General features: G+C 51.2%; 18 protein-coding genes. 4 read left to right on the top strand and 14 right to left on the bottom strand.

Annotated elements, in window-relative coordinates:
- Positions 1 to 154: 154 nt before the first annotated feature.
- Positions 155 to 1,288, bottom strand: a complete 1,134-nt coding sequence (prfB, locus tag EV209_RS10080; protein WP_130435323.1) for a peptide chain release factor 2 — start codon at positions 1,286 to 1,288, stop codon at positions 155 to 157.
- Positions 1,289 to 1,300: 12 nt separating this feature from the next.
- Complete coding sequence (secA, locus tag EV209_RS10075) at positions 1,301 to 3,871, bottom strand: preprotein translocase subunit SecA (protein WP_130435322.1); 2,571 nt, start codon at positions 3,869 to 3,871, stop codon at positions 1,301 to 1,303.
- A 669-nt stretch (positions 3,872 to 4,540) separates the two neighbouring features.
- On the opposite strand from secA, the gene hpf reads away from it, so the two are divergent.
- Positions 4,541 to 5,074, top strand: coding sequence for a ribosome hibernation-promoting factor, HPF/YfiA family (hpf, locus tag EV209_RS10070; RefSeq protein ID WP_130435321.1), 534 nt, complete (start codon positions 4,541 to 4,543; stop codon positions 5,072 to 5,074).
- A 94-nt stretch (positions 5,075 to 5,168) separates the two neighbouring features.
- On the opposite strand, the gene EV209_RS10065 is transcribed toward hpf, so the two are convergent.
- The 4 genes from EV209_RS10065 to trxB all read right to left on the bottom strand — a co-directional run bounded on the left by EV209_RS10065 (position 5,169) and on the right by trxB (position 11,711).
- Positions 5,169 to 5,864, bottom strand: coding sequence for an ABC transporter ATP-binding protein (locus tag EV209_RS10065; RefSeq protein ID WP_130435320.1), 696 nt, complete (start codon positions 5,862 to 5,864; stop codon positions 5,169 to 5,171).
- 5 nt (positions 5,865 to 5,869) lie between these two features.
- Positions 5,870 to 8,842, bottom strand: coding sequence for an ABC transporter permease (locus EV209_RS10060; RefSeq protein WP_165388892.1), 2,973 nt, complete (start codon positions 8,840 to 8,842; stop codon positions 5,870 to 5,872).
- A gap of 384 nt (positions 8,843 to 9,226) precedes the next feature.
- Entirely contained in the window at positions 9,227 to 10,663 is a 1,437-nt protein-coding gene (locus tag EV209_RS10055) for a C40 family peptidase (RefSeq protein WP_165388891.1), read from the bottom strand.
- A gap of 136 nt (positions 10,664 to 10,799) precedes the next feature.
- On the bottom strand, positions 10,800 to 11,711 hold the full coding sequence (trxB, locus tag EV209_RS10050) for a thioredoxin-disulfide reductase (protein WP_130435317.1): 912 nt from the start codon (positions 11,709 to 11,711) through the stop codon (positions 10,800 to 10,802).
- Between the two features lie 202 nt (positions 11,712 to 11,913).
- Here trxB and ymfI point away from each other — a divergent pair, with 202 nt between their 5' ends.
- Together ymfI and EV209_RS10040 are read left to right on the top strand one after the other, a co-directional pair.
- Positions 11,914 to 12,645 carry an elongation factor P 5-aminopentanone reductase gene (gene ymfI, locus EV209_RS10045; RefSeq protein ID WP_130435316.1) on the top strand — a complete coding sequence of 244 codons (732 nt, stop codon included), beginning with the start codon at positions 11,914 to 11,916 and terminating at the stop codon, positions 12,643 to 12,645.
- A 14-nt stretch (positions 12,646 to 12,659) separates the two neighbouring features.
- Positions 12,660 to 13,841 (top strand): serine hydrolase domain-containing protein, encoded by a 1,182-nt coding sequence (locus EV209_RS10040; RefSeq protein ID WP_130435315.1) that lies wholly within the window; start codon positions 12,660 to 12,662, stop codon positions 13,839 to 13,841.
- Positions 13,842 to 14,044: 203 nt separating this feature from the next.
- Here EV209_RS10040 and EV209_RS10035 read toward each other — a convergent pair whose 3' ends face one another.
- From EV209_RS10035 to EV209_RS10005, 7 genes are all read right to left on the bottom strand, one after another.
- The gene (locus EV209_RS10035; RefSeq protein ID WP_130435314.1) at positions 14,045 to 18,667 is read right to left on the bottom strand and encodes a polysaccharide lyase family 8 super-sandwich domain-containing protein; all 4,623 of its coding nucleotides are present in this window, start codon (positions 18,665 to 18,667) and stop codon (positions 14,045 to 14,047) included.
- A gap of 281 nt (positions 18,668 to 18,948) precedes the next feature.
- Positions 18,949 to 19,449, bottom strand: coding sequence for a transcription elongation factor GreA (gene greA / locus EV209_RS10030; protein ID WP_130435313.1), 501 nt, complete (start codon positions 19,447 to 19,449; stop codon positions 18,949 to 18,951).
- Positions 19,450 to 19,522: 73 nt separating this feature from the next.
- Positions 19,523 to 20,188, bottom strand: coding sequence for an ABC-2 transporter permease (locus EV209_RS10025; protein ID WP_130435312.1), 666 nt, complete (start codon positions 20,186 to 20,188; stop codon positions 19,523 to 19,525).
- Positions 20,185 to 21,033, bottom strand: a complete 849-nt coding sequence (locus tag EV209_RS10020; protein WP_130435357.1) for an ABC transporter ATP-binding protein — start codon at positions 21,031 to 21,033, stop codon at positions 20,185 to 20,187. Before EV209_RS10020 ends, EV209_RS10025 begins: the two co-directional genes overlap by 4 nt.
- A gap of 5 nt (positions 21,034 to 21,038) precedes the next feature.
- Positions 21,039 to 21,410, bottom strand: a complete 372-nt coding sequence (locus tag EV209_RS10015; RefSeq protein ID WP_130435311.1) for a GntR family transcriptional regulator — start codon at positions 21,408 to 21,410, stop codon at positions 21,039 to 21,041.
- A gap of 108 nt (positions 21,411 to 21,518) precedes the next feature.
- Positions 21,519 to 21,746 carry a helix-turn-helix domain-containing protein gene (locus EV209_RS10010; protein WP_130435310.1) on the bottom strand — a complete coding sequence of 76 codons (228 nt, stop codon included), beginning with the start codon at positions 21,744 to 21,746 and terminating at the stop codon, positions 21,519 to 21,521.
- Positions 21,747 to 21,755: 9 nt separating this feature from the next.
- Positions 21,756 to 22,241 carry a DUF2975 domain-containing protein gene (locus tag EV209_RS10005; protein ID WP_130435309.1) on the bottom strand — a complete coding sequence of 162 codons (486 nt, stop codon included), beginning with the start codon at positions 22,239 to 22,241 and terminating at the stop codon, positions 21,756 to 21,758.
- 215 nt (positions 22,242 to 22,456) lie between these two features.
- On the opposite strand from EV209_RS10005, the gene EV209_RS10000 reads away from it, so the two are divergent.
- Complete coding sequence (locus tag EV209_RS10000) at positions 22,457 to 23,839, top strand: MATE family efflux transporter (RefSeq protein ID WP_130435308.1); 1,383 nt, start codon at positions 22,457 to 22,459, stop codon at positions 23,837 to 23,839.
- Here the strand turns inward: EV209_RS10000 and EV209_RS09995 are convergent.
- Positions 23,826 to 24,773, bottom strand: a complete 948-nt coding sequence (locus EV209_RS09995; protein ID WP_130435307.1) for a DHHW family protein — start codon at positions 24,771 to 24,773, stop codon at positions 23,826 to 23,828. The two genes, EV209_RS10000 and EV209_RS09995, sit on opposite strands and share 14 nt — an antisense overlap.
- Positions 24,774 to 24,793: the final 20 nt, after the last annotated feature.

Genomic DNA, 24,793 nt, shown 5'->3' with positions numbered 1-24,793 from the left:
GTCTAACTTCGTGATCAAAACTAGGCTGCCGGATTCTCAGCCTGTGCTTTCACAGCTCCGGCAGCCCTATAATCGCTGCAATAGCGTACCACATCCGTATCAGTTTGTCAAGACTACCTATCCCGATACGCACAACTTCGTGAATGTTATGCGGTTATTCCCCCGCTCCGTCCACCTTCCTGCACCCGTTGGCCAGCCAACGCAGATAGGCGCCCATAAACAGATCCAGGCTTCCGTCCAGAACCGCTCCGGCATTGGAAGATTCCGCGCCCGTACGATGGTCTTTGACCATGGTATAGGGCTGAAGCACATAGGAACGGATCTGGTTGCCCCAGGCAATATCCTTGATTTCTCCGCGGATCTCCGATTCCTTCTGGGCGTTTTCCTGCTGCTTGAGCAGATAGAGCTTCGCCTTCAGCATCTGCATGGCCTTGTCTTTATTCTGGAACTGGGAACGCTCATTCTGGCACTGCACCACAATTCCTGTGGGAATATGTGTGATGCGGATGGCGGAAGAAGTTTTATTAATATGCTGTCCGCCCGCGCCGCTGGAACGATAGGTATCGATCCTCAGATCATCCTCATTGACCTCCACATCCAGATCCTCTTCGATATCTGGCATCACGTCGCAGGAAACAAAAGAGGTCTGGCGCTTTCCCGCCGCGTTGAATGGAGAAATGCGCACCAGACGGTGCACGCCTTTCTCGGATTTCAGATAGCCATAGGCGTTTTCACCGTTGATCTGCACCGTCACGGATTTAATGCCTGCTTCGTCTCCGTCCAGATAATCCAATACCTCAGTGGTATAGCCTTTGGAATCCGCCCAGCGGCAGTACATCCGGTAAAGCATCCCCGCCCAGTCGCAGGATTCCGTGCCGCCCGCTCCCGCGTTCAGGCGCAGAATCGCGTTATTCTTGTCATATTCCCCGCTGAGCAGTGTGGCTGTGCGCATCTTTTCCAGGGTCGTAGAAAATTCGTCCATGGCCTCTTCTATTTCCGGAAGCACAGCAGGATCGTTTTCTTCATAACCCATTTCCAGCAGCACCTGAATATCCTCATACCGGGACTGCAGACCTTGATATGTTTTTACCACGTCCTGCATGCCCCGCAGATCCTTCATCACCTTCTGGGATTCCTCCGGATTGTCCCAAAACCCGGGCTCCTCCATCATGCGCTCCAGCTCCGTAATGCGCCGCTTTTTATTCTCCAGGTCAAGAGAAGCCCCCAGTTCTTTCAGCGGTCCGTCATAATTCGAAAGCGCATGTTTATATTGATCAAGTTCTACCATAGCACACTCCTTTTATTTAAATCTGCCGCAGCACTGCTTATATTTCTTGCCAGAACCGCAGGGGCAGGGATCGTTGGGATATACTTTTCCGCTCTCGCGGCGCTTGGGCGCTCTGGGGCCGGAATCGTCCTTATTGGTGCCAGTCACCTTCGCGACCTCTTCCCGCTCCGCCTTCTGCTCGATTCTGGCATGCATCAGCAGGCGGACAGAATCCTCCTTAATATTAGCAGTCATGCTGTCAAACATATCATAACCGCTCATCTTATATTCCACCAGCGGGTTCCTCTGACCGTAAGCCTGCAGGCCGATGCCCTGACGCAGCTGATCCATATCGTCGATATGATCCATCCATTTCCGGTCGATCACCTTCAGCAGCACCACGCGTTCCAGCTCCCGGATCTGCTCCGCAGAGGGGAACTGCGCTTCCTTTTCCTCATAGAGCTTCACAGCAGCTTCTTTGATCTGCTGCTTCAGCTGGTCTTTTTTAGAAGCAGCCGCCAGAGCCTCCCGGAATGTCTCAGGGGCCAGGGGAATCACAGGAATCAGCAGGGTAACCAGTTCTCTGACGTCCCAATCCGCCTTATCATGATCATCTGAAATGCACATATCCACTGCATTGTCGACAATATCCGTAATTGACTTCAAAATTACGCTGCGCATATCTTCTCCGTCCAGCACGCGGCGGCGTTCTGCATAAATAATCTCTCGCTGGTCATTCATTACCTGATCATATTCCAGCAGATTTTTACGAACGCCGAAGTTATTCCCTTCTATCTTCTTCTGCGCTTTTTCTATGGCGCTGGAAAGCATTTTATGCTCAATCTGCTCCCCTTCGGGCACGCCAAGGGTGTTGAACATGCTGATGAGCTTTTCAGAACCGAACAAACGCAGCAGGTCGTCTTCCAGGGAAATGTAGAAACGGGATTCTCCCGGATCTCCCTGCCGTCCGGAACGGCCGCGCAGCTGGTTGTCAATACGCCTGGATTCATGGCGCTCCGTACCGATAATCTTTAATCCCCCTGCCGCCTTGGCCTGATCGTCCAGCTTAATATCCGTACCACGTCCGGCCATGTTGGTGGCGATGGTCACCGCGCCGTGCTGGCCCGCCTGTGCCACGATCTCCGCTTCCAGCTCATGAAACTTGGCATTCAGCACATTATGCTGGATCCCGCGGCGTTTCAGCATGCCGCTGAGTTCTTCCGACGCCTCGATGGTGATGGTGCCCACCAGCACCGGCTGTCCTTTGCTGTGAGACTCTTCCACCTCGTCCACCACGGCGCGGAGCTTTTCTTTTTTCGTTTTGTATACCGCGTCCTGCTGATCAATACGGATTACCGGACGGTTGGTAGGCACTTCAACCACATCCATGCCATAGATATCCCGGAATTCTTTTTCTTCCGTCAAAGCAGTACCGGTCATGCCGCATTTCTTGCCGTATTTATTAAAGAAGTTCTGGAACGTGATGGTCGCGAGAGTCTTGCTCTCCCGCTTCACCTTCACATGCTCTTTTGCCTCAATGGCCTGATGCAGGCCGTCGGAATACCGGCGCCCGGGCATGATACGTCCTGTAAATTCGTCAACGATGAGAACCTCATCGTCCTTCACCACATAGTCTTTATCACGGAACATCAGATAATTGGCGCGCAGGGCCAGGATAATATTGTGCTGGATTTCCAGATTCTCCGGGTCGGCCAGGTTTTCAATCTGGAAGAATTTTTCCACCTTCTCCACGCCCTGCGCGGTCAGATTCACCACCTTGTCCTTTTCATTGACGATGAAGTCTCCGCTCTCCTTCACCTCTTCGCCCATGATCAGGTCCATCTTGGACAGCTCTGTCTCTTCGCCCTTCTCCATGCGCTTTGCCAGCATATCGCAGATGTCGTAAAGCTTGGTGGATTTCCCGCTCTGGCCGGAAATGATCAGAGGCGTACGGGCTTCATCAATCAGAACCGAGTCCACCTCGTCGATGATGGCGTAATTCAGATCCCGCAGCACCAGCTGTTCTTTATAGATCACCATGTTGTCTCTCAGATAGTCAAAGCCCACCTCGTTATTGGTCACATATGTGATGTCGCAGGCATATGCCGCGCGGCGTTCGTCATTGTTCATGCTGTTGAGCACGCAGCCCACGGTCAGTCCCAGAAACTCATGAACCTGGCCCATCCAGGTTGCGTCGCGGTGCGCCAGATAGTCGTTTACTGTGATGACATGCACGCCTTTTCCTGCCAGCGCGTTCAGATAAGCAGGCAGCAGAGCAGTCTGCGTCTTTCCTTCACCGGTTTTCATCTCTGCAATACGGCCCTGATGCAGAATAATACCTCCCAGCAGCTGTACCCGGTAGTGTTCCTGGTTCAGCACCCTGCGGGCAGCCTCGCGCACCGTGGCAAAAGCCTCCGGCAGTAGGGAATCCAGACTTTCCCCCCCGGCGTAACGCTCCTTATATTCTCTGGTTTTACCCCGCAGCTCCTCATCGGTAAGAGCGTGCATCTGATCGCGCAGCGCTTCAATTTTGTTCACCAGCGGGATAATCAGCTTCATTTCCCTCTCGCTGTGGGTCCCAAATATTTTTTGAATCATTCCCATAAATATGCTCCTTCATTCCGGGTCAAAGCCCGTATCATTCCACGTCAATATTTCTATTGTATCATTTTTCCCCCGAATATTCAACCATTTATAATTTATCAGCTCCAGCTTTAACATTTCGTTTACATTTTATGGCAGAACAAATTGTCAGAATTGTTTCCATATTGTGTCTCCACAAACTTGGACAGCCTGCACAAAATAACTTGCTTTTTTCTGTAAGCAGACGTATACATAAGATTTCCCAATTTTTTTTCCACTAACTTATCCACATTTGAGCCTGCCAAAAAAGTTCATTTTTCCTGATGAATCCACTTATGCACCGAGTTATCCACATTATCCACAAGTTTCCATGCGATTTATGTCACTTTTTCTCTTTGTTAGTTTACCCATTCCTATTTGTCTGTTTTTCACAAACCTGTCCCGCATGCCCGGTTTTTTCAAAAAAATACTTGACAGCCACTTTACAATGTAAAGTCTGCAATGCTCAGATTTACTGGATTTTCAACTGGACAATTTGCTTTTCACAGAAAAATTGTCTTTTCAATTAAATTACTGCTTGAAAATATACTGTGATGTGTTATAATATCATTATAAAACTTAGAGTTTTCCCGGTACTGCCCTGAACGGCAGAATCGCTGCCGTTTAAATACAGGTAAAGGAGTTGGTTCTATGAGATTTATCATTACAGGAAGAAATATTGAGGTTACTGAGGGCCTGAGAAATGCGGTTCAGGAGAAAATCGGCAAGCTGGAGCATTATTTCACGCCTGATACAGAGATTCACGTAACGCTCAGTGTGGAAAAGGACAGGCAGAAAATCGAGGTGACCATCCCGTTAAAAGGGACTATCATCCGCTCCGAGCAGACCAGCACTGATATGTATGTTTCCATTGATCTGGTAGAAGAAATCATTGAAAGGCAGCTCAGACGATATAAGACCCGCATTGTTGACAAAAAGCAGGCCGGTTCCGAAACGGATTTCAGCCAGGCGTACATGGACGCTGATTATGAAGACGAAGGAATCAAGATTGTCCGCACAAAGCGGTTCGGCATCAAGCCCATGGACCCCGAGGAAGCCTGTGTGCAGATGGAGCTTCTGGGACACAGCTTTTATGTATTTTTTAATGCGGATACGGAAGAAGTAAATGTTGTGTACAAGCGGAAGAACAATACCTACGGGTTAATTGAACCTGAACTGGACTGATGGGATTCGATTGAGATAGTTTATCTATATTGTAAATTAGCGGAGCCGCTGCCCCATAGATGAGAAAATATCTATGGGGCAGCGGCTCCATTTTCTAGATCACAAAACCTTCCGGTGCTTCTTCACAGGCCTCCAAAAGCCCGTCTTTCATCCGCAGGACGCAGTCCATCCGGTCCAGCAGCCCGAGATCATGGGTGACAATCACGACACAATAGCCGTCCTCGTGAGCCAGCCGTGTTAGAATATCCATAATGTTCCCGGTATTGGCGGAATCCAGGTTCCCCGTAGGCTCATCCGCCAGCAGCAGCTTTGTCTGCATGGCAAGAGCCCTGGCAATAGCGATGCGCTGCTGCTCTCCGCCGCTCAGCCGGGAAGGAAATCTGTGGAAAGCCTCTTCGTTCAGGCCTACCTTCCTGATGTATTCCCCGGCCTGCAGGCGGGCTTCCTTTCTTTTCATCCCATTCAGCTCCATGGGGTACATCACGTTTTCCAAAGCAGTCAGGAGAGGGAAAAGCTGAAAACTCTGATAGATCACCGCCGCCTTTGTCCTCCGGTACAGGTTGAGATCCATATTTCTGGTAGAAATTCCTTCATACAGGATGTCTCCTCTTTCCGGCAGGTCCAGACCAGCCATCAGCGTCAGCGCAGTGCTCTTGCCGCTGCCGGATTTCCCCACGATTCCATACACTTTACCCAGCCCGAAGCCGCAGGAAATTCCTTTCAGTATCTCAACACCCTGCCCGCTGTTCCTGTAGCGGTAGGACACATCTTTTAATTCCATCAAATCCATTGTTTTCACTCCTTATCCTGCAAGATTTCCACCAGTCCCGCCCTGTTCAGCAAAGCTACCGACAAAGCCGCGCCCAGAAGATAACAGCCCAGAACTCCCGCCACGCTCAGCGCCTGAAATACGCTCACCTGGCTGAATATCCCCCAGATCAGCAAAAGCAGAATGCCTCCCGACAGACAGAGCCCGGCCTGTTCCAGGAAAAATGAAGCAAAAGTGCGCCACACTCCGCTGCCCATGCTCCGCATCAGGGCCAGTTCCCGTTTCCGTCCCAGAACCATCAGGTAGGACAGCACAAAACTGATCCCTCCGGCCAGCACCAGAAGCACCGGGAAAATCATTTTCAGGTACCCGATCCTCTCAGAAAGCTGGATTGCGGATTTCTGGTAATCAATGTCTTCCAGCACCACTGCCTTCCGGATTCCGCTGTAGTTATTTACCTGGCAGATCTGGCTCTCTTCCAGGAAATTTTTAGCTTCGCCCAGTTTTCCTGGCTCTTTCAATACAAAGCGCACGGTATCATATGTTCTTTTCTCATTCACCTCAAGAGGCGACTGCAGCGGCAGAAAAAGATTCTCATTCTGCCCTCCTCCCCTGTAGCTCCCCACAATTTTCAAGTTCACCAGCCAGCTCCCATTATAAGCCCCGACGCCTATCACATCGCCCTTCTCCAGCCCCTTTTCCTCCATCATTCCCAAAGGAGCAATGCATGGAATTCCCTCAGCGGTACCTTCCAGTTCTTCCCGGGACATTGTGAAAAAAGATTCGTCATAGCCGTCCAGCCAGCTGACCTCCGGGCTGCCGGAATAAAAAAATTCTTTCGTTGCAACCCAGCTGTTTGTCAACACCATATAGGGCCATTTCATCATTTCTCTCTGTCTGCGCTCATAATCAAAACTGCTCACAGGAACCGGAAGGGGTTCTGGTTCCGGCAGTCCGGGCCCCACTTCTCCAAGATAGAGGTAATGAATCTCCCGGCTCATGGATGCAGTGATATCCTGAAACAGGCCTGACTCCTCCATTTTATGCAGGATTTCTTCGGGAACAGCAAGGCTGTCAATCCTTCTGCCATTAATCGATACAAAATTCCCTTTGATTTCAGTCTGCTCCGACAGGGCCTCCATCTGCTGCTGATTCTTTTCCCAGGAACTTGCCAGTACGCTGATAAACAACGCCAATACCAGCGTCACCGCAGGCACCACCAAAGTCCTGATACCTCCTCTCTTTACAGAGAGCCAGGCAAATCCGGCCGCCCGGCCGCTTCCTCCAAAGGAGCGGGCCTGCTTTGCCGGTGTCTCACCTTTTCTGCGGCCCTGCTTTTTCTTCTTCTGCGGGTTTTTGTAGACTCTGACCGCAAAGATGCTGCAGCTGGCCACTGCCAGAAGGCACATCCCCAGCCCGGCCAGGAGGAACCACAATCCGGATATTTCCGGCGTCCCGCCGAAGGCCTTTTCAATTCCCAGAGCGGTCAGGCTGTATCTTGTATCCAGCTGCATTTTCCCTGAGCTGCGAAGCAGCTTTTCCAGGTTCATGAGCAGCGTCTGACCGGAGAAATATCCCGCGGCTGCTCCTGCCGCGGCAGCTGATGCAGCTATTGTACCGCACCCGGCAGCCAGATAGAGGTTAATCTTTTTCTTCGGCGTGCCCAGCTGGTTCATGATCTTAATTGCAGCCGACTGCTTGTAAACAAATAAATAGCCGAACATTGCCAGGATCACCAGAGATGCGATGGCGCAGACCACTGTGATCCCAGCAGCTGCCTGGCGCATCAGATCCAGAGATCTCGCAGCTTTCTGATAGCCCTGGTCAAAAATGCTGACCCTGACCCGGTCCTCCGCCTGCGCGGACAGCCACTGTTCAAACTCTTCTGCCCGGGCGTTCTCCAGCTGTACCAGACCTACGGTATAGCCATAGTTGCTGGTAAAATCCTTTTGATCCGGAATAAAGATATCATCTGTAAATTCATCGGACTCATTGGTAATTCCTACAATTTTATAAGGCTCCCGGCTGTATTCCCTGTCTGTGCGGAAGCTGGCATAGACATTTTCCTGATCCACCGGTATCAGGGCCAGCGGCAGTTCATCCCCGACGGACAGTCCCAGAATTCCCGCCATACGTCCGGAAATCACACAGCTTTTGGCTCCCTCTCTGTATTCTTCTTCTGTAAAGGCCCTCCCTTCCGTAACAGAAAGCTGACCCTGATGAAATGCCGGCAGAAATTCCAGCGCTGTAGTCTCCTGTACTGTCAGAGCCTCATTGGCGGTACGGTAGAATTGCGCAATTCTGTGGTACGCATTTTTATCGTCCCCGCAGACCTGGTCCACTTTCCCGGTCACATCCTCCCACACAGGAGCGGACCGCAGTTCTTCCTCCGCATTCCCGGTAAATGCTCCGAGTTCAACCTGGGAGCTGACAGAATACCATTCTCCCTGAAGCAGATAGGAGTGTCCGTCTTCCGGCTGAAAGGATTCGTCCTCTAAATGGAAATAAAGATAAGTATCCTCCTCTCCTGATCTGCTGTACAACACTTTTTCCACTGTAGCAAAATACCATTTTTCCCCTTCTCTTGCATATTCCTCCAGTTTTCCCGGATATACATCTTTAATAATCACTACACTATTGTTGGGGTAGGGAATCCCTTTTTCAATCCTCTTCGCTCCCTGTGCCAGGGCAAGCCCTGCGTCTCCGCCGACCCATTGAATCACGCCGGGACAGTTCCCTTCCGCCAGCTCCTGCAGTTTTTCCCTCTGAGCCGCAGCCTGCGGTTCCGCCACATCCGTGTCAGGGTAATCCGGCCCCATATATTCCACCAGACCGACGCTGACATAGGAGCTGTCACATTCCCTGAGAAGCTGTTCCGTATTCATCCAGACGCTCGCGCCCAGGCCCATAAATACGGTCAGCAGAGCAATGGCAGCGAAAAACAGCAGTGTTTTCCCCTTTGTTCTCCAAAGGCTGAGCAAAGAATTCCTGATAATCATTTTTATATATTCCTTTCCTGCCTGTCTGATTTTTACTGTATCAGGAATTTCCTCTGAAAATTCCCTTATGAAAAAGAATCCCGCCCGCGGGATTCTCCGCCTGCGGCGTGTCGCTTTAGCGACATAATTCCTTACGCCGCAGTGCGATCCCCCGGAGGGTTTTGTTGCATAGGGAACGCAGTTTCCTATGCAATAATAAAGAGTCCGGCTCGCCGGACTCTCGCGCCGCAGCGCGGTCGCTTCAGCGGCCATATTTCCTTAGCGCGCAGTGCGCATCCCCCGGAGGGTTTTGTTGCATAGGGAACGCAGTTTCCTATGCAATAAGGTAGGGCTGCCGCACTTCCCGCGGCAGCCTTACCTCTATTTATTTAGTTTCTGCAAAATTCAATCTAAAAGCGTAATGGCTTTTACCGGTGTCCGGTAATACATGGACGACATGCACACGCCCAGCTGAACATTGGCAGCATGGATAATCATACCGTCTCCCACATACATCGCCACATGATTGATCTGGCCTGTCCCGCCGTCATAAAACAACAGATCGCCCGGCTGCACCTGGCTGTAGGGAATCGTTCTTCCCACAGTAGACTGCATGGCGGAGGTACGGGGAATACTGATCCCTACCATGCTGTACAATGCCATAGTAAAATAAGAACAATCTGTTCCGTTTGTCAGGCTGTTTCCTCCATATACATAAGGGCATCCCAGGTATTTACGGGCATTGGCAACCAAAGCTCTTCTAACTGCGGCAAACTGTCCGCCGATCTCTCCATCGGAGCCGCTAGTGGTGGGCGCCGTAGTAGGCGCTGCCGTTGTTGGAGCCGTTGTAGGCGGAGCTGTTACCGGAGCAGTGGTGGTGGGAGGCGCGGTAGGCGCAGCCGTGGGCGCAGTGGTAGTCGGAGCCGCTGTAGGAGGCGCAGTGGGCGCCGTTGTAGTCGGAACCGCTGTGCTTGTATTCGGCAGTCCTGCATTATTCAACGCATCCAGCGCGTCCTGGGCTTCCTGGTCCCTGCGGGCCTGATCGGCCGCCCGGTCGGCTTCCTCCTGCAGTGTAACCGCCGTCTTGAAATCCACCCGCAAATCCACACAGGCTTTATATACATAGCCGATAATATCATCATCCACCGCAACCTTAACCCAGTCCGCCATCTCTTCCAGAACCACGTACTGTTCTCCCATAGGAAGCGTTGTCAGAACCTGCGCGTCATCTCCCAGAGACGGCACGCTGCGTACCCGGACGGTATTGGTATTAATGGTCGCCATCATCACACCTACCTGTTTGGCCAGCGTCTCCGCAGCCTCGCCGGTCACAAAAAACTCTGCCTTGATATATCCGGTCACATTTCCCGACTGTATGTAGTACCACTTCCCATCCGCTGCCGAAACAGTATTCAGGATAGTAGCGGCACAATTATTATAAATCTTACCCACAATCCCTGATTGAGCGTCCGGCTTCTGCCGCACATTCACGTAGCCTTCCACCTGCGCCACAGCCACATTCTCATACGCGCTGGCAGTAATGCTCTCCGGCTCGTCCAGATTCTGAGAATCCGGTTCTCCCTCAGAAGATTCCGGTTCCGATGGCTGATTCTCCAGCCCTTTTGCCGACTTCATCACGGTATAACGCATATATGCGGCAATATCGCTCTCCGGCGTAAGGCTGGACGCATAATAATTATTCAGGGAGACCGCCATTCCGGCCACAGGCGCTTCCGCTTCCTGCGCAGAGGCCCAGGCAGGTATTGATCCGCCGATCAGCAGACAGGAGGCGAACAGACACCCTGCTGCCGCCTTCCAAATCGTCTTGGATTTCCTCATCATGTATCCCTCCAATTTTTTCATCTTGTCGTAATTGCTTATAGTCCTAATTTAAATTATATCAACCAGCCTAATCCATGTCAACATGATTTTGCCGTTTCCGCTGCCAAATCCCTTATTTACCAATCATTCCCAGCGATCATTCCTGAATCATCCATCGCTCTGCGGAAGCAATACAGTTCGCGCCGTCGCTCACTGCCGTAACAATCTGCCTCAGCTGTTTAGTGCGCACATCTCCCGCAGCAAAAATCCCCGGCCTGGACGTGATGCCATTTTCATCTGCAAGTATATATCCCTGTTCGTCCATGTCCACCAGCCCGTCAAAAGTTGAGGAATTAGGCTGAATGCCCACTGCCACAAATACTGCGTCTGTCTGCAGGCGCCGATTTTCTCCTGTTGTTCTGTTTTTCAGACGCAGTCCGGTCACTTCATCCTCTCCTTCAATGGCTTCTGCCACAGTGTCCCAGATCACTTCTATATTTTCCTGCGCAAACAGCCTGTTCTGCAGGCTCTTAGCCCCCCTCAGGCTATCCCTCCGGTGAATCAGATAAACCTTTTTGCACATCCTGCCAAGAAAAATAGCGTCCTCAATCGCCACATCGCCTCCGCCGATCACAGCGGCCACTTTGTTTCTGTAGAACACGCCGTCGCAGGTAGCGCAGTAAGATACGCCCACCCCGGCCAGTTCCATCTCTCCCGGAATTCCAAGTTTCCGGTGAGACGCTCCGCTGGCAATTACAACAGCGCGGGTCTCCAAAAGCTGATCTCCCACCGTCACACGTTTGATCTTTCCGAGGTCCTCCACAGATTTTACATCACCGCTGAGGAAAGAGGCCCCCAGCTTTTCCGCATGTTCCCGGAATTTTACCGCCATATCAAATCCATTGATCCCGGGAAGCCCGGGATAATTATCCACTTCATAAGTATTGACCACCTGTCCGCCCCCCATGGGCTCTTTCTCCACTGTCACTGCGGACAGCTCCGCTCTTGCGGCATATACGGCAGCGGCCATCCCTGCGGGGCCGGATCCGATAATTACTACATCGTACATCTTTTATCTCCTCTCTGCTATTACGTTTTTATTCACCTGTTCCGTTTTATTTCGCCTGTGTACAGTTTACCATTATTCCCTGTTTTTTACAAGGCTATCAGAGCATGGGTTCTTATTTATGTTTTGTCTGGCGTCAAGGGCGATTTTCTGCTATACTGTTCACAGTGCTGCAGGCAAAGTTTTTTAGAAAAGAGGGATCAAAGTGAGTAAAAAAACAGTGCTGGTAACCGGGGCTTCCCGCGGAATCGGAAAAGCAGTCGCTCTGAAGTTCGCTCAGAAAGGGTATCGGGTGGCGATCAATTGTGTTTCCCGCAGAGATGATCTGATGCAGGTAAAAAAAGAGGTGGAATCATATCAGACGGAATGTCTGGCTTATGTGGGGGATGTGGGCGTGTACGACAATTGCCGCGAGATGTTCGATCTGGTAAAGAAACAGTTCGGATCTCCTGACGTGCTGGTAAACAATGCCGGTATTTCTTATATTGGTCTGTTCCAGGATATGACGCCGGAGGACTGGGACAGAGTCATCCGGGTTAATTTAGATTCTGTGTTTTATTGCTGCAAGCTGGCGCTGCCGGATATGATATCACGGAAATCCGGCAGGATCATCAATGTCTCTTCCGTATGGGGGACTACAGGCGCTTCCTGTGAGACCGCCTATTCTGCAGCCAAGGGCGGCGTCAACGCGCTGACCAGGGCTCTGGCAAAGGAAGCAGCTCCCAGCGGAATTCAGGTCAATGCGGTGGCCTGCGGAGCCATTGATACGGAAATGAACAGTTTTATGAGCGATGAAGAATTAATTTCTTTGATAGATGAAATCCCCATGAACCGTCTGGGCAAAGCCTCTGAGGTGGCGGATCTGGTCTACCATCTGGCCTACAAAGCCGGATATCTGACCGGTCAGGTGATCACGCTGGACGGCGGATGGATTTAAGGAGGAGCTAAGAGATGATTCAAAAACTGGAACAACAGTGCGCTGCCATCATGCAGCGGGCTGTGGAAGAACAATTTGCTGCAGGCTGCTGCCTGATGGTATTTCAAAACGGCAGGAATATTCTCTCCTGTCAGGCAGGGTGGAGAGACATGGAAAAAGGCCTTCCCATGACGCCGGATACGATCCTGCGCCTGTACTCAATGACCAAACCAATTACAGGAGCGGCAGTCATGCTGCTGACGGAGCAGGGCGTACTGGATTTATACGATCCTGTATCCCGCTATCTGCCGGGATTCCGCAATCAAACGGTAGCCTGCGGCAATGACTCCTATCCGGTTCCCCGGGAAATGTGCATCCATGATCTGCTTTCCATGACATCCGGTCTGGCGTATCCCAAACCAGGGCTGGCCACGGATCCTGAGGTTTCCCGTTCCTTCCGGGCGCTTAAAGATTCCTGTAAAACCTGTTCTCCCATCGGAACCGTAGAATTCGCAAACCTCCTGGGTAAAAACAGGCTGGAATTCGCCCCAGGCTCTTCCTGGATGTACGGCACTTCCGCTGATGTGCTGGGCGCGGTGGTGGAGGTGGTTTCCGGCATGTCATTCGGTGAATTTCTGAAAAAAAACCTGTTCCAGCCTCTGGACATGATGGACACAGGTTTCTGGGTTCCGCCGGAAAAGCGCCCCCGTTTTGCCAGGGTATACAATCCTGTGGACGGCGTTCTGCGGGAGGCTCCCACCGACCATTTGGGCATCAGCTACACCATGGAGCAGCCCCCTGCTTTTGAATCAGGGGGAGCGGGCCTGGTCTCCACATTGCTGGATTATTCCCATTTCGCTCAAATGCTTATGGACGATGGTATGTATCTGGGGAAGCAAATCATGAGCCCGGCTACCGTACGCTTCTTCACCCGGGCGGAGCTCCTGCCCTGGCAGCAGGAGGCCATGTGGAAGAACTGGGACGGACTGACCGGATATACCTACGGCAATCTGATGCGCGTGATGGCGCGCCCCGGCATGTCAGGATATCATGGCCTGACGGGAGAATACGGCTGGGACGGCTGGCTCGGCCCCTACTTCTCCAACGCCCCGGAACAGGGGCTGACATTCCTGCTGGGGATGCAGAAGCAGAATGCCGGCACCAACCGTCTGACGCGCGGCCTGCGCAATGCGGTGAATATTTATCTGCAGGACTGATGAATAATTTCTGAGAATAAAGAGTCCGGCGAGCCGGACTCTCACGCCGAAGCACGGTCGCTTTAGCGGCCATATTTCTTTAGCGCGCAGTGCGCATCCCCCGGAGGGTTTTGCTGCATGGGGAATGGTGTTTTTGCTAAAAAATATATGGCCGGGACCATGTTTTGGATCCCAGCCATATATTTTTATCTGTCAAATTTTGTTCAGATAGATTTTCTTCTGCTGCGGCGTCTGGCCGCTGCGCATGCTCCTCCTGCAAGTACCATCATCATAACCCAGAACAAAAGATTTGTCTGGTCGCCGGTGGCGGGGCTGTCCGGATCAGGTTTGCCTGTATCCGCTTTTATCAGTCCTTCTCTTAAAGCGCTCAGCGCACCGTGCGCCTCATCCACTTCAGCCTGGCTCGCATCGTCTTTGTCAAGAACTGCCTTGGCTTTCTCCCTGGCTTCCGCAAACGGCCCCCAGCTCTCTGCCGTATAATCACTCTCCTTCAGATCTTTCACCTCATCATAGAGGCCCTGCAGACCTGTTTTATCCACAACATCCTTTGGAACAAGCTTCAGCTCCTTTTTGGCGTTGCTCAGCGCTTTGAATGCGGCCGCTATGTCTGCGGGACTTGCTTTATCATCGCCAAGAATTGTTTCCGCTTTATTCAGCGCTTCCGCAAACGGCCCCCAGCTCTCCGCCGTATAATCGCTCTCCTTCAGGCCCATTCCTTTTATTTCATCATACAGGTCTTTCAGCTTTGTATTGTCGGCAGCCAGCCCCTCTTTGGCGCTTTTCAGCGCTTGATATGCAGCCGCCACGTCTGCAGGACTCGCGTCATTCTCCAGGACATTTTCTGCATTCTGATATGCTACTGCAAACACCGCCCAGCTCTTCGCGGTATAATCGCTGCCCTTCAGGCCGCTGCCCTTTATTTCCTCATACAGGGCCCTCAGCTCTGCCTTATCCACAACCAGCCCTTCCTTGGCGTTTTTCAACGCGGCACAAGCTTCTGCCACGTCTGAAGGGCTGGCTTTCTTATTTCCCAGCACAGTTTCCGCTTTATTCAGCGCTTCTGCAAACGGCTCCCAGCTCTCCGCCGTATAATCGTTTTCCTTCAGGCCCATTCCCTTTATTTCATCATAAAGGTCTTTCAGCTTTGTATTGTCGGCGGTCAGACCTTCTTTCGCGTTTTTCAGCGTTTCACTGGCCTCTGCCACATCTGAAGGACTCGCTTTCTCATCTCCCAGCACGATTTCTGCTTTATTCAGCGCTTCCGCAAACGGTCCCCAGCTCTCCGCTGTATAATCGCTTTCCTTCAGGCCCATTCCCTTTATTTCATCATAAAGTTCCTGCAGCTTTGTATTGTCGGTAATCAGCCCTTTTCTGGCGCTGCTCAGCGCTTCGTACGCAGCCGTCACATCCGCCGGGCTTGCGCCGTCATTTCCCAGCACAGTTTCTGCATTCCCCAACGCTTCCGCAAACGGTCCCCAGCTCTCCGCCGTATAATCGCTCTCCTTCAGTCCCATTCCCACTATCACGTCATACAGATCCTGCAGCTTTGATTTCTCGGCGATCAGCCCGTTTCTCGCGCCGCTCAGCAATTCCTTCGCCGCGTTTACATCGTCCTGGCTTGCGTCGTCCTTGCCGAGAACTGTTTCTGCATTTTCCAGCGCTTCCGTCAGCAGCCCCCAGCTCTCCGCCGTATAATCGCTTTCCTTCAGGCCGCCTTCCTTTACTTCTCCATCTATTTCATCATACAGCTCCTGCAGCCCTGTCTTGTCCACAGGCACTTCCAGCTCCAGTTTCACGGTATGGCTGCGTCCCATAGAGCCTGCCACGTTTACGCTGATTTTGACCTGGGGCGCAAGCTGCGTCACTGTAACTGTATTGTCCTGCGCAATCACCGATACGCCCGGTACGTCCACGGTCAGTTCGATGGTTCCGTTATTCTTCTGTGTGGGATCTGATACAGCAATCTCCAGGGTATTGTCTGTCTGCTGCATCATCACCGAAGCCTGGCTGTCAGAAGTAACGCCGGCTGCGGTCGCCGTCTCATTTTTCCAGAAATTCAGTCCAGTCATGCCCAGACCATTGTGGCGCGCCGCATGGACGCTGTCATTATTCGCCAGGACCTCGATCTGCGGATTTCCTGCATAGGCCGCAGTCTCTTCTGCGTTCATTCCCGGCAGGATCACGTATTCATAGCTGTCCCCTGAGGGGTTCTTTCCGTGATCAAACCACAGCGTCGCATATCCGCCGCTGGCTTCTTTATTGACGCTGCTCTGCGTATTATAATTGGACTGGCGGAACTCTTTCAGGGCATTGATTGCCGTGCCCTCTGCCGGGAAGTAATATCCGATCGTGGAGTTCGCGGTACTGCCCTGGATATTCGCCCATTTGGCATTCTCGATTACAGTGCCGTGTTTGTCATTGTTGGCGCTGTTGTCTGTGATATCCGGCGTCTCTCCGTTGACAGTCACCTGATTGGACAAATCTCCCTTTATCTGACGGTTATCAATGACCGTCTCCACACAGTTTCCTGTAGTAGATGTGATGCTGCTTCCGATGGCAACGATCTCATGATCAAACATGAACCATGATTTCTTGGAATCAGCTCCTGTCAGGCCGCCGCCGTTTCCGCTTGTCTCATTTCCAAGGGATTTCATCTGCACGCCGGCTGTTCCGTATGTGCCCAGCGTCACTCCGCCGGCCCAGTCATAAGGCGTCCTGCCTGATTCTGCCTGTGCCGTAAAGTTCTTTCTCGTGAGAGCCCGCTCCATGGTAGTCCCCGGCAGGCGGAACGGATCGATGACCGCCCAATAATCATTGGTGTACTGATCCAGTTCATCTGTGTACAGATATGTCATACCATCTGCAATATTCCAGGTCTTATATCCCTCGTCGCTGTAGTTCTCAAACTTGCTCTGCCGGGTGGAGCTCATGGAAATATTGAACATGTAGTCCGGACGGACATGGGATACACGGTCCATTCCGGCATAAGTCTTATGTACAGAATAGTTCTGTCTTGGCTGTACGGAACTGTCATTCATGATTTTCTTCGCCAGCTGGATATTCGTGATGTTGCCCATATGGCTGAAATAATAATCTTCATCCGTCTGGATAAAGTCTTTTACAAAACTGTCAAACCGCGCTTTCATCTCTCCCTTCATGGAAGCCCCGATGGGAAGGATGGAGGCCACGATGCCAACCGCACGGGTGCGGGTGTTCGCTGTCGGGCGCACGATGCCGCGTCCTGCCGTGCTGTCTGCGATCTGCATGTCATAGATCAGAGGCTCGATGGAGTTAAAGATCGTGTCGTACACCATCTGCTCGCTGCCGTCCGCGTACTGGATCGCCCAGGGTGTTCCGTCCAGCATATAGAAAAATACGCCGATCCCGCCGTACAGCGTAGCGCCGTATCCCGCTGTGTAGGAAAGGGTATGATGCTGGATAAAGGAACCGTCCCGATAGAAACCGTCGTCCTTTGTCACATAGGTGTAAACACTCTTCTGGGCGTCTCTTACATGCGCAAGCTTCTGCGCATCATTTGTCAGGACTCCCGCCTGGGCAACCACCAGGGCCTTGTCCAGCAGGTTTGCGCCTGTCATGGTGGGAGAACCCGGAATGCCTGCAGAACCGCATCCGCTGTCATAGCGTTCGATTCCGGTCATATATTTCTCCAGCTGGGCCTCTGTCAGCTTGTTCTGAAGAATGATCAAGGTTGACGCTAAAGCCTGGGGGGTTCCGATTTCCCAGTGATACCAGTTGCCCCAGTTGGTGCTGGTGGTTCCGTTGTAATATGTATCTACCATAAAATCCAGCCCTGAGATGATCTCCGCCAGCAGGGTTTCATTCTGATAAAGGGCGCCGCCCTTTGTTTCATACGCCATGGCAAGGGATTTTAATCTCTGGAAGTTAGACGTCACATTCCCTGAGCTCACCTTCGCGGCGCTTCCGGTATCGCTGGAAGGATAAACTGTGATCGGAAGATCATTCCACAGCGTTTTTCTCCCGGCCGCATCGCTCTTATTCATGTCCGCCAGATATTTTTCTGCAGTCTTATGTACGGAAGCCACATAGCTGCTGACCGTCGGATCATTCAGATCCAGCTCTCCGCCCAGGATATAGTCGTACCATTTCTTGCGCAGCCCTGCACAGATCTCGTCGTACTGGTCCTTCACCGCGTCGTGGGAAAGCACCAGCTGCGGTCCGGTCTTCCCTTCCGCAGTATGACGGTAAAAATAAAGCGCGTGGTCGCCGCCCTGGGGAACCGGAAATTCCAGCTCCAGGCTGATGGAGGTCTCTCCGTTTTTCAGCGCTGTTTCCACTGCTTTGCTGATATCGATGCACATGAAATCCCCAACGCCCTGGTTTCCGTCGATATTTGCCTTATAGGCGGAAGCGGCAGGCTCCTGTGAAGTCCTCTCCGGCATCTTGTTCCAGGTCATGGCCGACGCATCCCAGCCCGTCCCTGTCGTATAGACTACCATGCGGTCTGTGTTATTGTATTGTTTGCCCAGCGCTGCCACCTGAAGTTTCAGGACAGCAGTATTGCACTTCTCCGGCGCGCCTGTCAGATCAAACTCAATCAGCCCTCTGCGGTGATAAGTAGAGTTCAGCGATGAACTCTCCGGCGTCTTTATGACAATGTTTGACCCGGTCATTACCTTATTTGCATCACCGCCGCCCTGGACATATACATCCTTTTCTGTAGTAACCGTCACAGGCTCTGCTTCTGCTGCCTGTACCTGCGTGCCGCCGGGCAGCCCCGTAACCGCAAGCACCCCTGCGAGCACCAGCGCCAGGAAGCGCCTGCAGCCCTTCTTTTTGCCTCTCATAAATTCTCCTCCTTTTATAATATTATTTTAAATTATTTATTATTTTCCCTCATACCAAAAACACCTGATTTTGACGCCTCCCCCCGGCTTTAATTTTTCTGAAATGCAGCGTGTTTCAATAAGAGACCCAGCAATACGCGCACTTTCAGTTATAAAATTTATTATATCTCTTTTCCCGCTGCTTGATAAGTAGAATCATTTATTCCCCCTCTTTTAGGACCAACTATCCTATGCAACAAAAACAGCGGCATGCTGATCCGCATGCCGCCTGGCTGTATTCTTCAGAAGCTTCTGAGCTTTTCGCCTTCGTCCTCTGTCTTTTCTATTTTTCTGATTTCCACATAATAGCCGGAGGCCTGGCTGACCTGAACATAGACGCGGTCTCCCTGCCTGTGTCCCAGCACGGCCCTTCCGATAGGGGATTCTATGCTGATCAGCCCTTTCAGGGAATTGCCGCGAACGGTAGTCACCAGCTTATATGTTTCTTCTTCCTCATCTTCCTCAAAGTACAGGGTTATGGTATTGTTAATTCCTACCTCGTCCGAGCCTGAACGGTCTTCCACCACCTGAGCGGTCTTGAGCATCCGTTCCAGGTACCGGATGCGGCTTTCGTTTTGATTTTTATCCTTTTTGGCAGCATGATATTCGAAATTTTCACTGAGATCCCCGTGGGCCCTGGCTTCTTTCACTGCTTCAAGAGCTTCCTGACGCACCACCAGCTTTCTGTAGTCAATCTCTTCCTGAATTTTCCTGATATCTTCCTGGGTCAATTTGTCATGCATGATATTCCTCCTGGCAGGATTTTTCAAATCCCTGATTCATTATAGCAGACTGCCGGGAAAAGGTCAAACAGGATCAGAACTGTTTTTTACGCATGATTCCAATGCTCACTGCCAGAGATGCCATCAGGGCCAATGCCGCAGCCAGAACTGCCGTTATAATAGTGAATACAGTATTATCAACCAGGAAACGGTTTAAAATAGACCCGATATCAATGCCGTTTCCTTCCAGGAACTTGGAAATCCCCATGATTCCTACCATAAGCACCACCACAACGCCAACCATCACAATCCGTCCGTTATCAGCACCAAACTTCAGCTGCACCGGAATAATGATTGCCAGCAGCAGAAATACCGGCGGGAGAAAGGCTGCGGAGCCTCCCAGCCAGGAAGCCCAGTCTGCAATCCCGGAGCCTGCAATCATCTGATAGGCACCTGTGAAAAAGAGAGACAGCAGCCAGCCCCCAAAAGATGTCAGCAGCGCAAATACATACTTTTCGCGGACATAAAGTTCCCGGGATACCGGAAGGGTCAAAAGGAAGGTATCACTGTGGTCCATTTCATCATAGGAAATGGTTGTCAGTACCAGAATCCCGAACATTACCGCCAGATAACCCATTACAAACGATACATTATCCCCGTTTCCCATCACCAAAAGCATCAGAGCTACAAAGGGAATAATCATGAACAGTTTTTTATTAACCATTGTCAGGCTCAAATCTTTTTTCAGCAGTCCGGTCATATTGCCTCCCCCTTTGTCATCATGGTGATCACTTCGTCAACGCTTCCCTTTTCTATGGCAGCCTCCGGATAGTTTTCCAGGTAATATTTTTTTTCATTGGTCAGGCAGCTGTAGCCAAACGGCTCTTTTTTTACACGAAGCAGATAACGTTTATCCAGCTTCCTGTAATCTGTTTCACTGACCTTCAGCAGCCCATAGCTGTCCAGCAGCACGTCTGTTTCTTCATGAAGCACAATTTTCCCATTGTCTATCATATATAAGTCGTCGCACAAGCTTTCCAGGTCGCTGGAGATATGGGAGCTGATTAAAATTCCTCTGCCCTCTGTTTCCATAAACTCCCTCAGGATTCCCAGCATGCTGTCCCTGGCCACCACATCCAGTCCTGCCGTGGGCTCATCCAGCAGAAGCAGCCTCGCCCCATGACATACCGCTGCCAGCAGATTCAGCTTCGCCCGCATCCCGGTGGAAAACTCTTTGATCTTCTGATCTGTGGGCAGGCGGAACTTTTTGCACCGCTCTGTAAACTCTTTTTCATCAAAATTCCTGTACAGGCTGCGCAGGACCGGAATAATCTGGCGGACCGTCAGATAACCGCTGAAACCACTGCCGGCCAGCACCACCCCGATCTCCTCTTTATCCTTCACAGTAATATCTCTGTGATCCTTTCCCAATACGCTGATTTTCCCGCTGTCCGGATATACCAGATCCAAAATGGACTTGAATACCGTGCTCTTCCCGGCCCCGTTCTGACCGATCAGTCCGGTCACACATCCTTCTTCTACTTTCAGGGAGCAGCTCAGACTGAATTGAGAATAAGCCTTCTGAACATTTTCCAATTCCAGCAACATTCTTATTCCTCCATCATCAAATCAAACAAATCTCTGATTTCCTGGTCCTTCATTCCACAGCTTCTACCTTTTCGGATGGCCATTTCCAAATCGGCTTCCACTTCTTTTCTATGCTCCTCCATCAAAAGTTCCTGATTCGCGCGGGCGATAAAGCTTCCTTTCCCGTGCACGGTCACCACAACGCCCTCTTCCTCCAGGGCGTCGTATGCTTTTTTTACAGTCAGCGCGCTGATCTTCAGGTCCTTTGACAAGGTTCGAACAGAGGGAAGCAGGGCTCCTTCTTCCAGCGCGCCTCCATAAACCGCGGTTTTAATCTGATCCACAATCTGTTCGTAGATCGGCTGCATGGAAGAATGATTAATAATAATTTTCATCACCTTACCTCCTGTTCAATAAACAGTATATAACAGTATATAACACTTGTCAAGTACCTGGCAATAATTCCCTGCTCAGGATCTCAAACTCTGCCGTTTTTATGACTGTCATTTTTCTTCCGGGGCATCCTCCGGGCCCTTTCTCCACTCCAGGATATCCCCCGGCTGGCAGTCCAGCGCCCGGCAGATACGGTCCAGCGTCTCGATTCTGATCGCTTTGGCCCGCCCGTTTTTCAGGATGGAGATATTCGCCATGGTAATCCCAACACGCTCTGAAAGCTCTGTCACGCTCATTTTCCGCTTCGCCAGCATCACATCTATATTGACAATAATCATTTCCGCCTCCTATATGGTGAGATCATTCTCTTCCTGTATTTTCGCTGCTTTCTGTACCAGATGGGACAGGGAAGCGGCAGCCACTGCCACTGCCACGCCTCCAAATACCACGAACATGGAGCCTGCGGCAATGCCGGGATGGTTCATGTCCAACAGAAGCAGAATAATATTTGCGGCGAAAAAAAATGCCGCGTCAAAAGCTGCCAGTCCGGAAACATGTTTCAGGCTCCTGGCATTATTCATGGAAAAAGAGTGGTCCCGGCCAATCTCACCTGCAATCTTCCATCCCTCCAGAAGTACCAGATAACACGGAACGGCAGTAATCCAGCAGATCCCAAGCCAGCACCGGTATGCAGTTTCCAGCTGCAGCTCCGGATACCGCTGCACAATTTCCCTGCCCAGCACAGGAATCAGGTAAATATAAACCACTGCACCGCAGCATCCCAACCCTGCCAGTATTACTTTCAGCCACCTGCTCAAACTCTTCTGTTCCATTGCATCCTCCTATTTGCTGTCTTTCAGCCTGTTTTTCTTTATTTTAATTCTTTCTCTTTCGATTGTCAATTGTTTTTTATCGATTTTCGATATAAATATTTCCCTTGACCTTACAGCTGCTGTATGGTTTATGATATCTGACAGACCCAGCTGCAATCAATTTTTTCCTTTCCCACTGATGCAGCTGCGGAATCAGTCAATAAGGAGATGAGAATATGAACCGCTTGAACAGGGATTTCGGCATGATTTCCCTCCTGGGATTTACTGTTCCCAGTATTTTGAACCTGTTGTTTATGTCAGTCTATCAGATGGTGGATGCAATTTTTATCGCTAACTGCGTGGGGGAAAATGCTTTGGCCGCCATGAATATCGTATATCCGGTAATCAGTGTGATCCTGGCTGTGACTCTGATGTTTTCCTCCGGAGGCAGCGCCATTGTTGCAAAGCAGATGGGAGAAGGCAAGACGCGGGAGGCAAAGGAAAATTTCACCTCCATTGCCATCCTGGCCGTAATCTTAGCGGCTGTGATTTCCTTTTTATCCATCCTGTTCATGGACCCGCTGCTGCGTTTTCTGGGCGCTACGGACTTGCTCTGGGCGGACTGCTACGGATATCTGCATCTGCTAGTACTGTTCATGCCTCTGGCAGCTCTGCAGCTGATTTTTCTTTCCTTTTTCATTACAGCGGGCAGGCCCGGCCTGGGTTTTCTTCTGACCGTGCTGTCAGGGACCACTAATATTGCTCTGGACTACGTGTTCGTGGCAGTTCTGGGATGGGGCGTGGAAGGCGCAGCCCTGGCCACTGCCATCGGATACTCTGTGGCGGCGATTCCTGGTTTTTTCTATTTTTTATTTCACCGCAAAGGCGCTCTGTGCTTTGTACGGCCGCGGTTCCGCCTCAAAATCATCGGATTTTCCTGCTTTAACGGATCTTCTGAAATGGTCAGCAATCTGTCCATATCCGTCACCACCCTGCTGTTTAACCAGATTGCTCTGCAGTACCTGGGAGAAGGCGGCGTGGCAGCGATCACGGTAGCTCTGTACGCCCAATTCTTTCTGACTGCGGTTTTTATGGGGTTTATCGGTGGCGCGTCCCCGGTATTCAGTTTCAGCCTTGGCAGCAGAAATTACAAGAGGGTGCATAAGCTGTTCCGGATCAGCACCCAGATCATCGGGGCTCTCACCGTTCTGGTTACGGTGCTCTCCTATCTGCTGGCGGAACCCATCGTATCTGTATTCATTAAAAAAACCAGCGATGTATTCCCGCTGGCCCTTCATGGTTTTTTGCTGTTTTCCACCGGCTATCTGTTCGCCGGATTTAATATCTATGCCTCCGGACTGTTCACAGCCCTGCAAAACGGCAAGGTATCCGCACTAATCTCGCTGCTGCGCACCTTTATATTTCTCACAGCAGCGCTGATCCTTCTGCCGATGGTGATTGGCGCGGACGGAATCTGGCTGGCAGTCCCCCTGGCGGAGCTGGCATCCTGCCTGGTTTCCGCCTTCCTGATCTACCGGTACAGGAAGCAGTACTTCTTCACCAAAAAACAGGAGGAATGGCAGATTCCCCGGCAAAACCCCGCTTTCAACGCAAGATAGCGCTGTTATTCAGCACTAAAGTGCTGTAAAGAAACAGCACGTCCTGATCTTGAAATGTCAGATACGTCCCCAGATTATCAGAGCGGACGTATCTGATATCCACCAGGGTTATTTTTCTGTAACCGCCCACAAGAAGGGGCGCCAGGCTGGAGCAGAAAGAATCCCGGAAGATCACCAGTTCTCTGTCCGTCCCAGCTTCAGGGTTTTCGATGGTCAGAATCGGATCAGTTCCTGAAAGGAAAAAACCATAGGCATCTTTATCCCGAAGTTTTTCCCAATCATACACAGGCGTCGTCCGCCCGTCCAGATAATGATACACCGTACAGTTTTCCAGTTCCGGGCTGACCAGGTACCGCAGCTCGTCCGGCTCCATTTCCAGAGTTCCTTCTCTCATATAAGAGCCTGTAAATAGTCCTGCCGAGCGTTCTTCATAGTCCGCAGCAAGATACTGGGACACCCCAAGGGCCTCCCCCAGGCGCCGCGCCACCTTTCCGATCCTCTCCTGCCTCCAGTGGCTGTCAGTCCTGTAATAGTCTTCCAGCTCCAGGCAATCAAATATTTCCACGTACTGCATATAATCCAGCCGGTTTTTCAAATCCTCCCGGAGCTGGTCATAATCCATGGCAGAATATCCGCTTTCTTCTGCCAAAAAATAATTCTTATCCGGTATGACGGAAAAATAAATCGACAGTCCTTTCCCTGCCAGATAATTGTCATACAGGTACCGGAACCGGAGGGCCGCCCTTTCCAGACTTTTCTCTTTCAGCGGATAGTCCAGTTTGGAAGCGCAATCGCCTGATACATAGATTTCTCCGCTTTCTTTTGCTTTCCGCAAAGCTCCAGGCAAAAAAACGGCGAGACACAAAATTGCCGCCAGAACCGCAGCCGCGATCAGCAGCGCAGCCATTTTCCTGGATTTCACAAATTTTCGCATCCGCCGTTCCTTTCCTTCTG

The organism is Cuneatibacter caecimuris (assembly GCF_004216775.1).
Lineage (GTDB): Bacteria > Bacillota > Clostridia > Lachnospirales > Lachnospiraceae > Cuneatibacter > Cuneatibacter caecimuris.
Note: the sequence above shows the minus strand (reverse complement) of the source record. Positions and strands in the feature narration are given on the sequence as shown.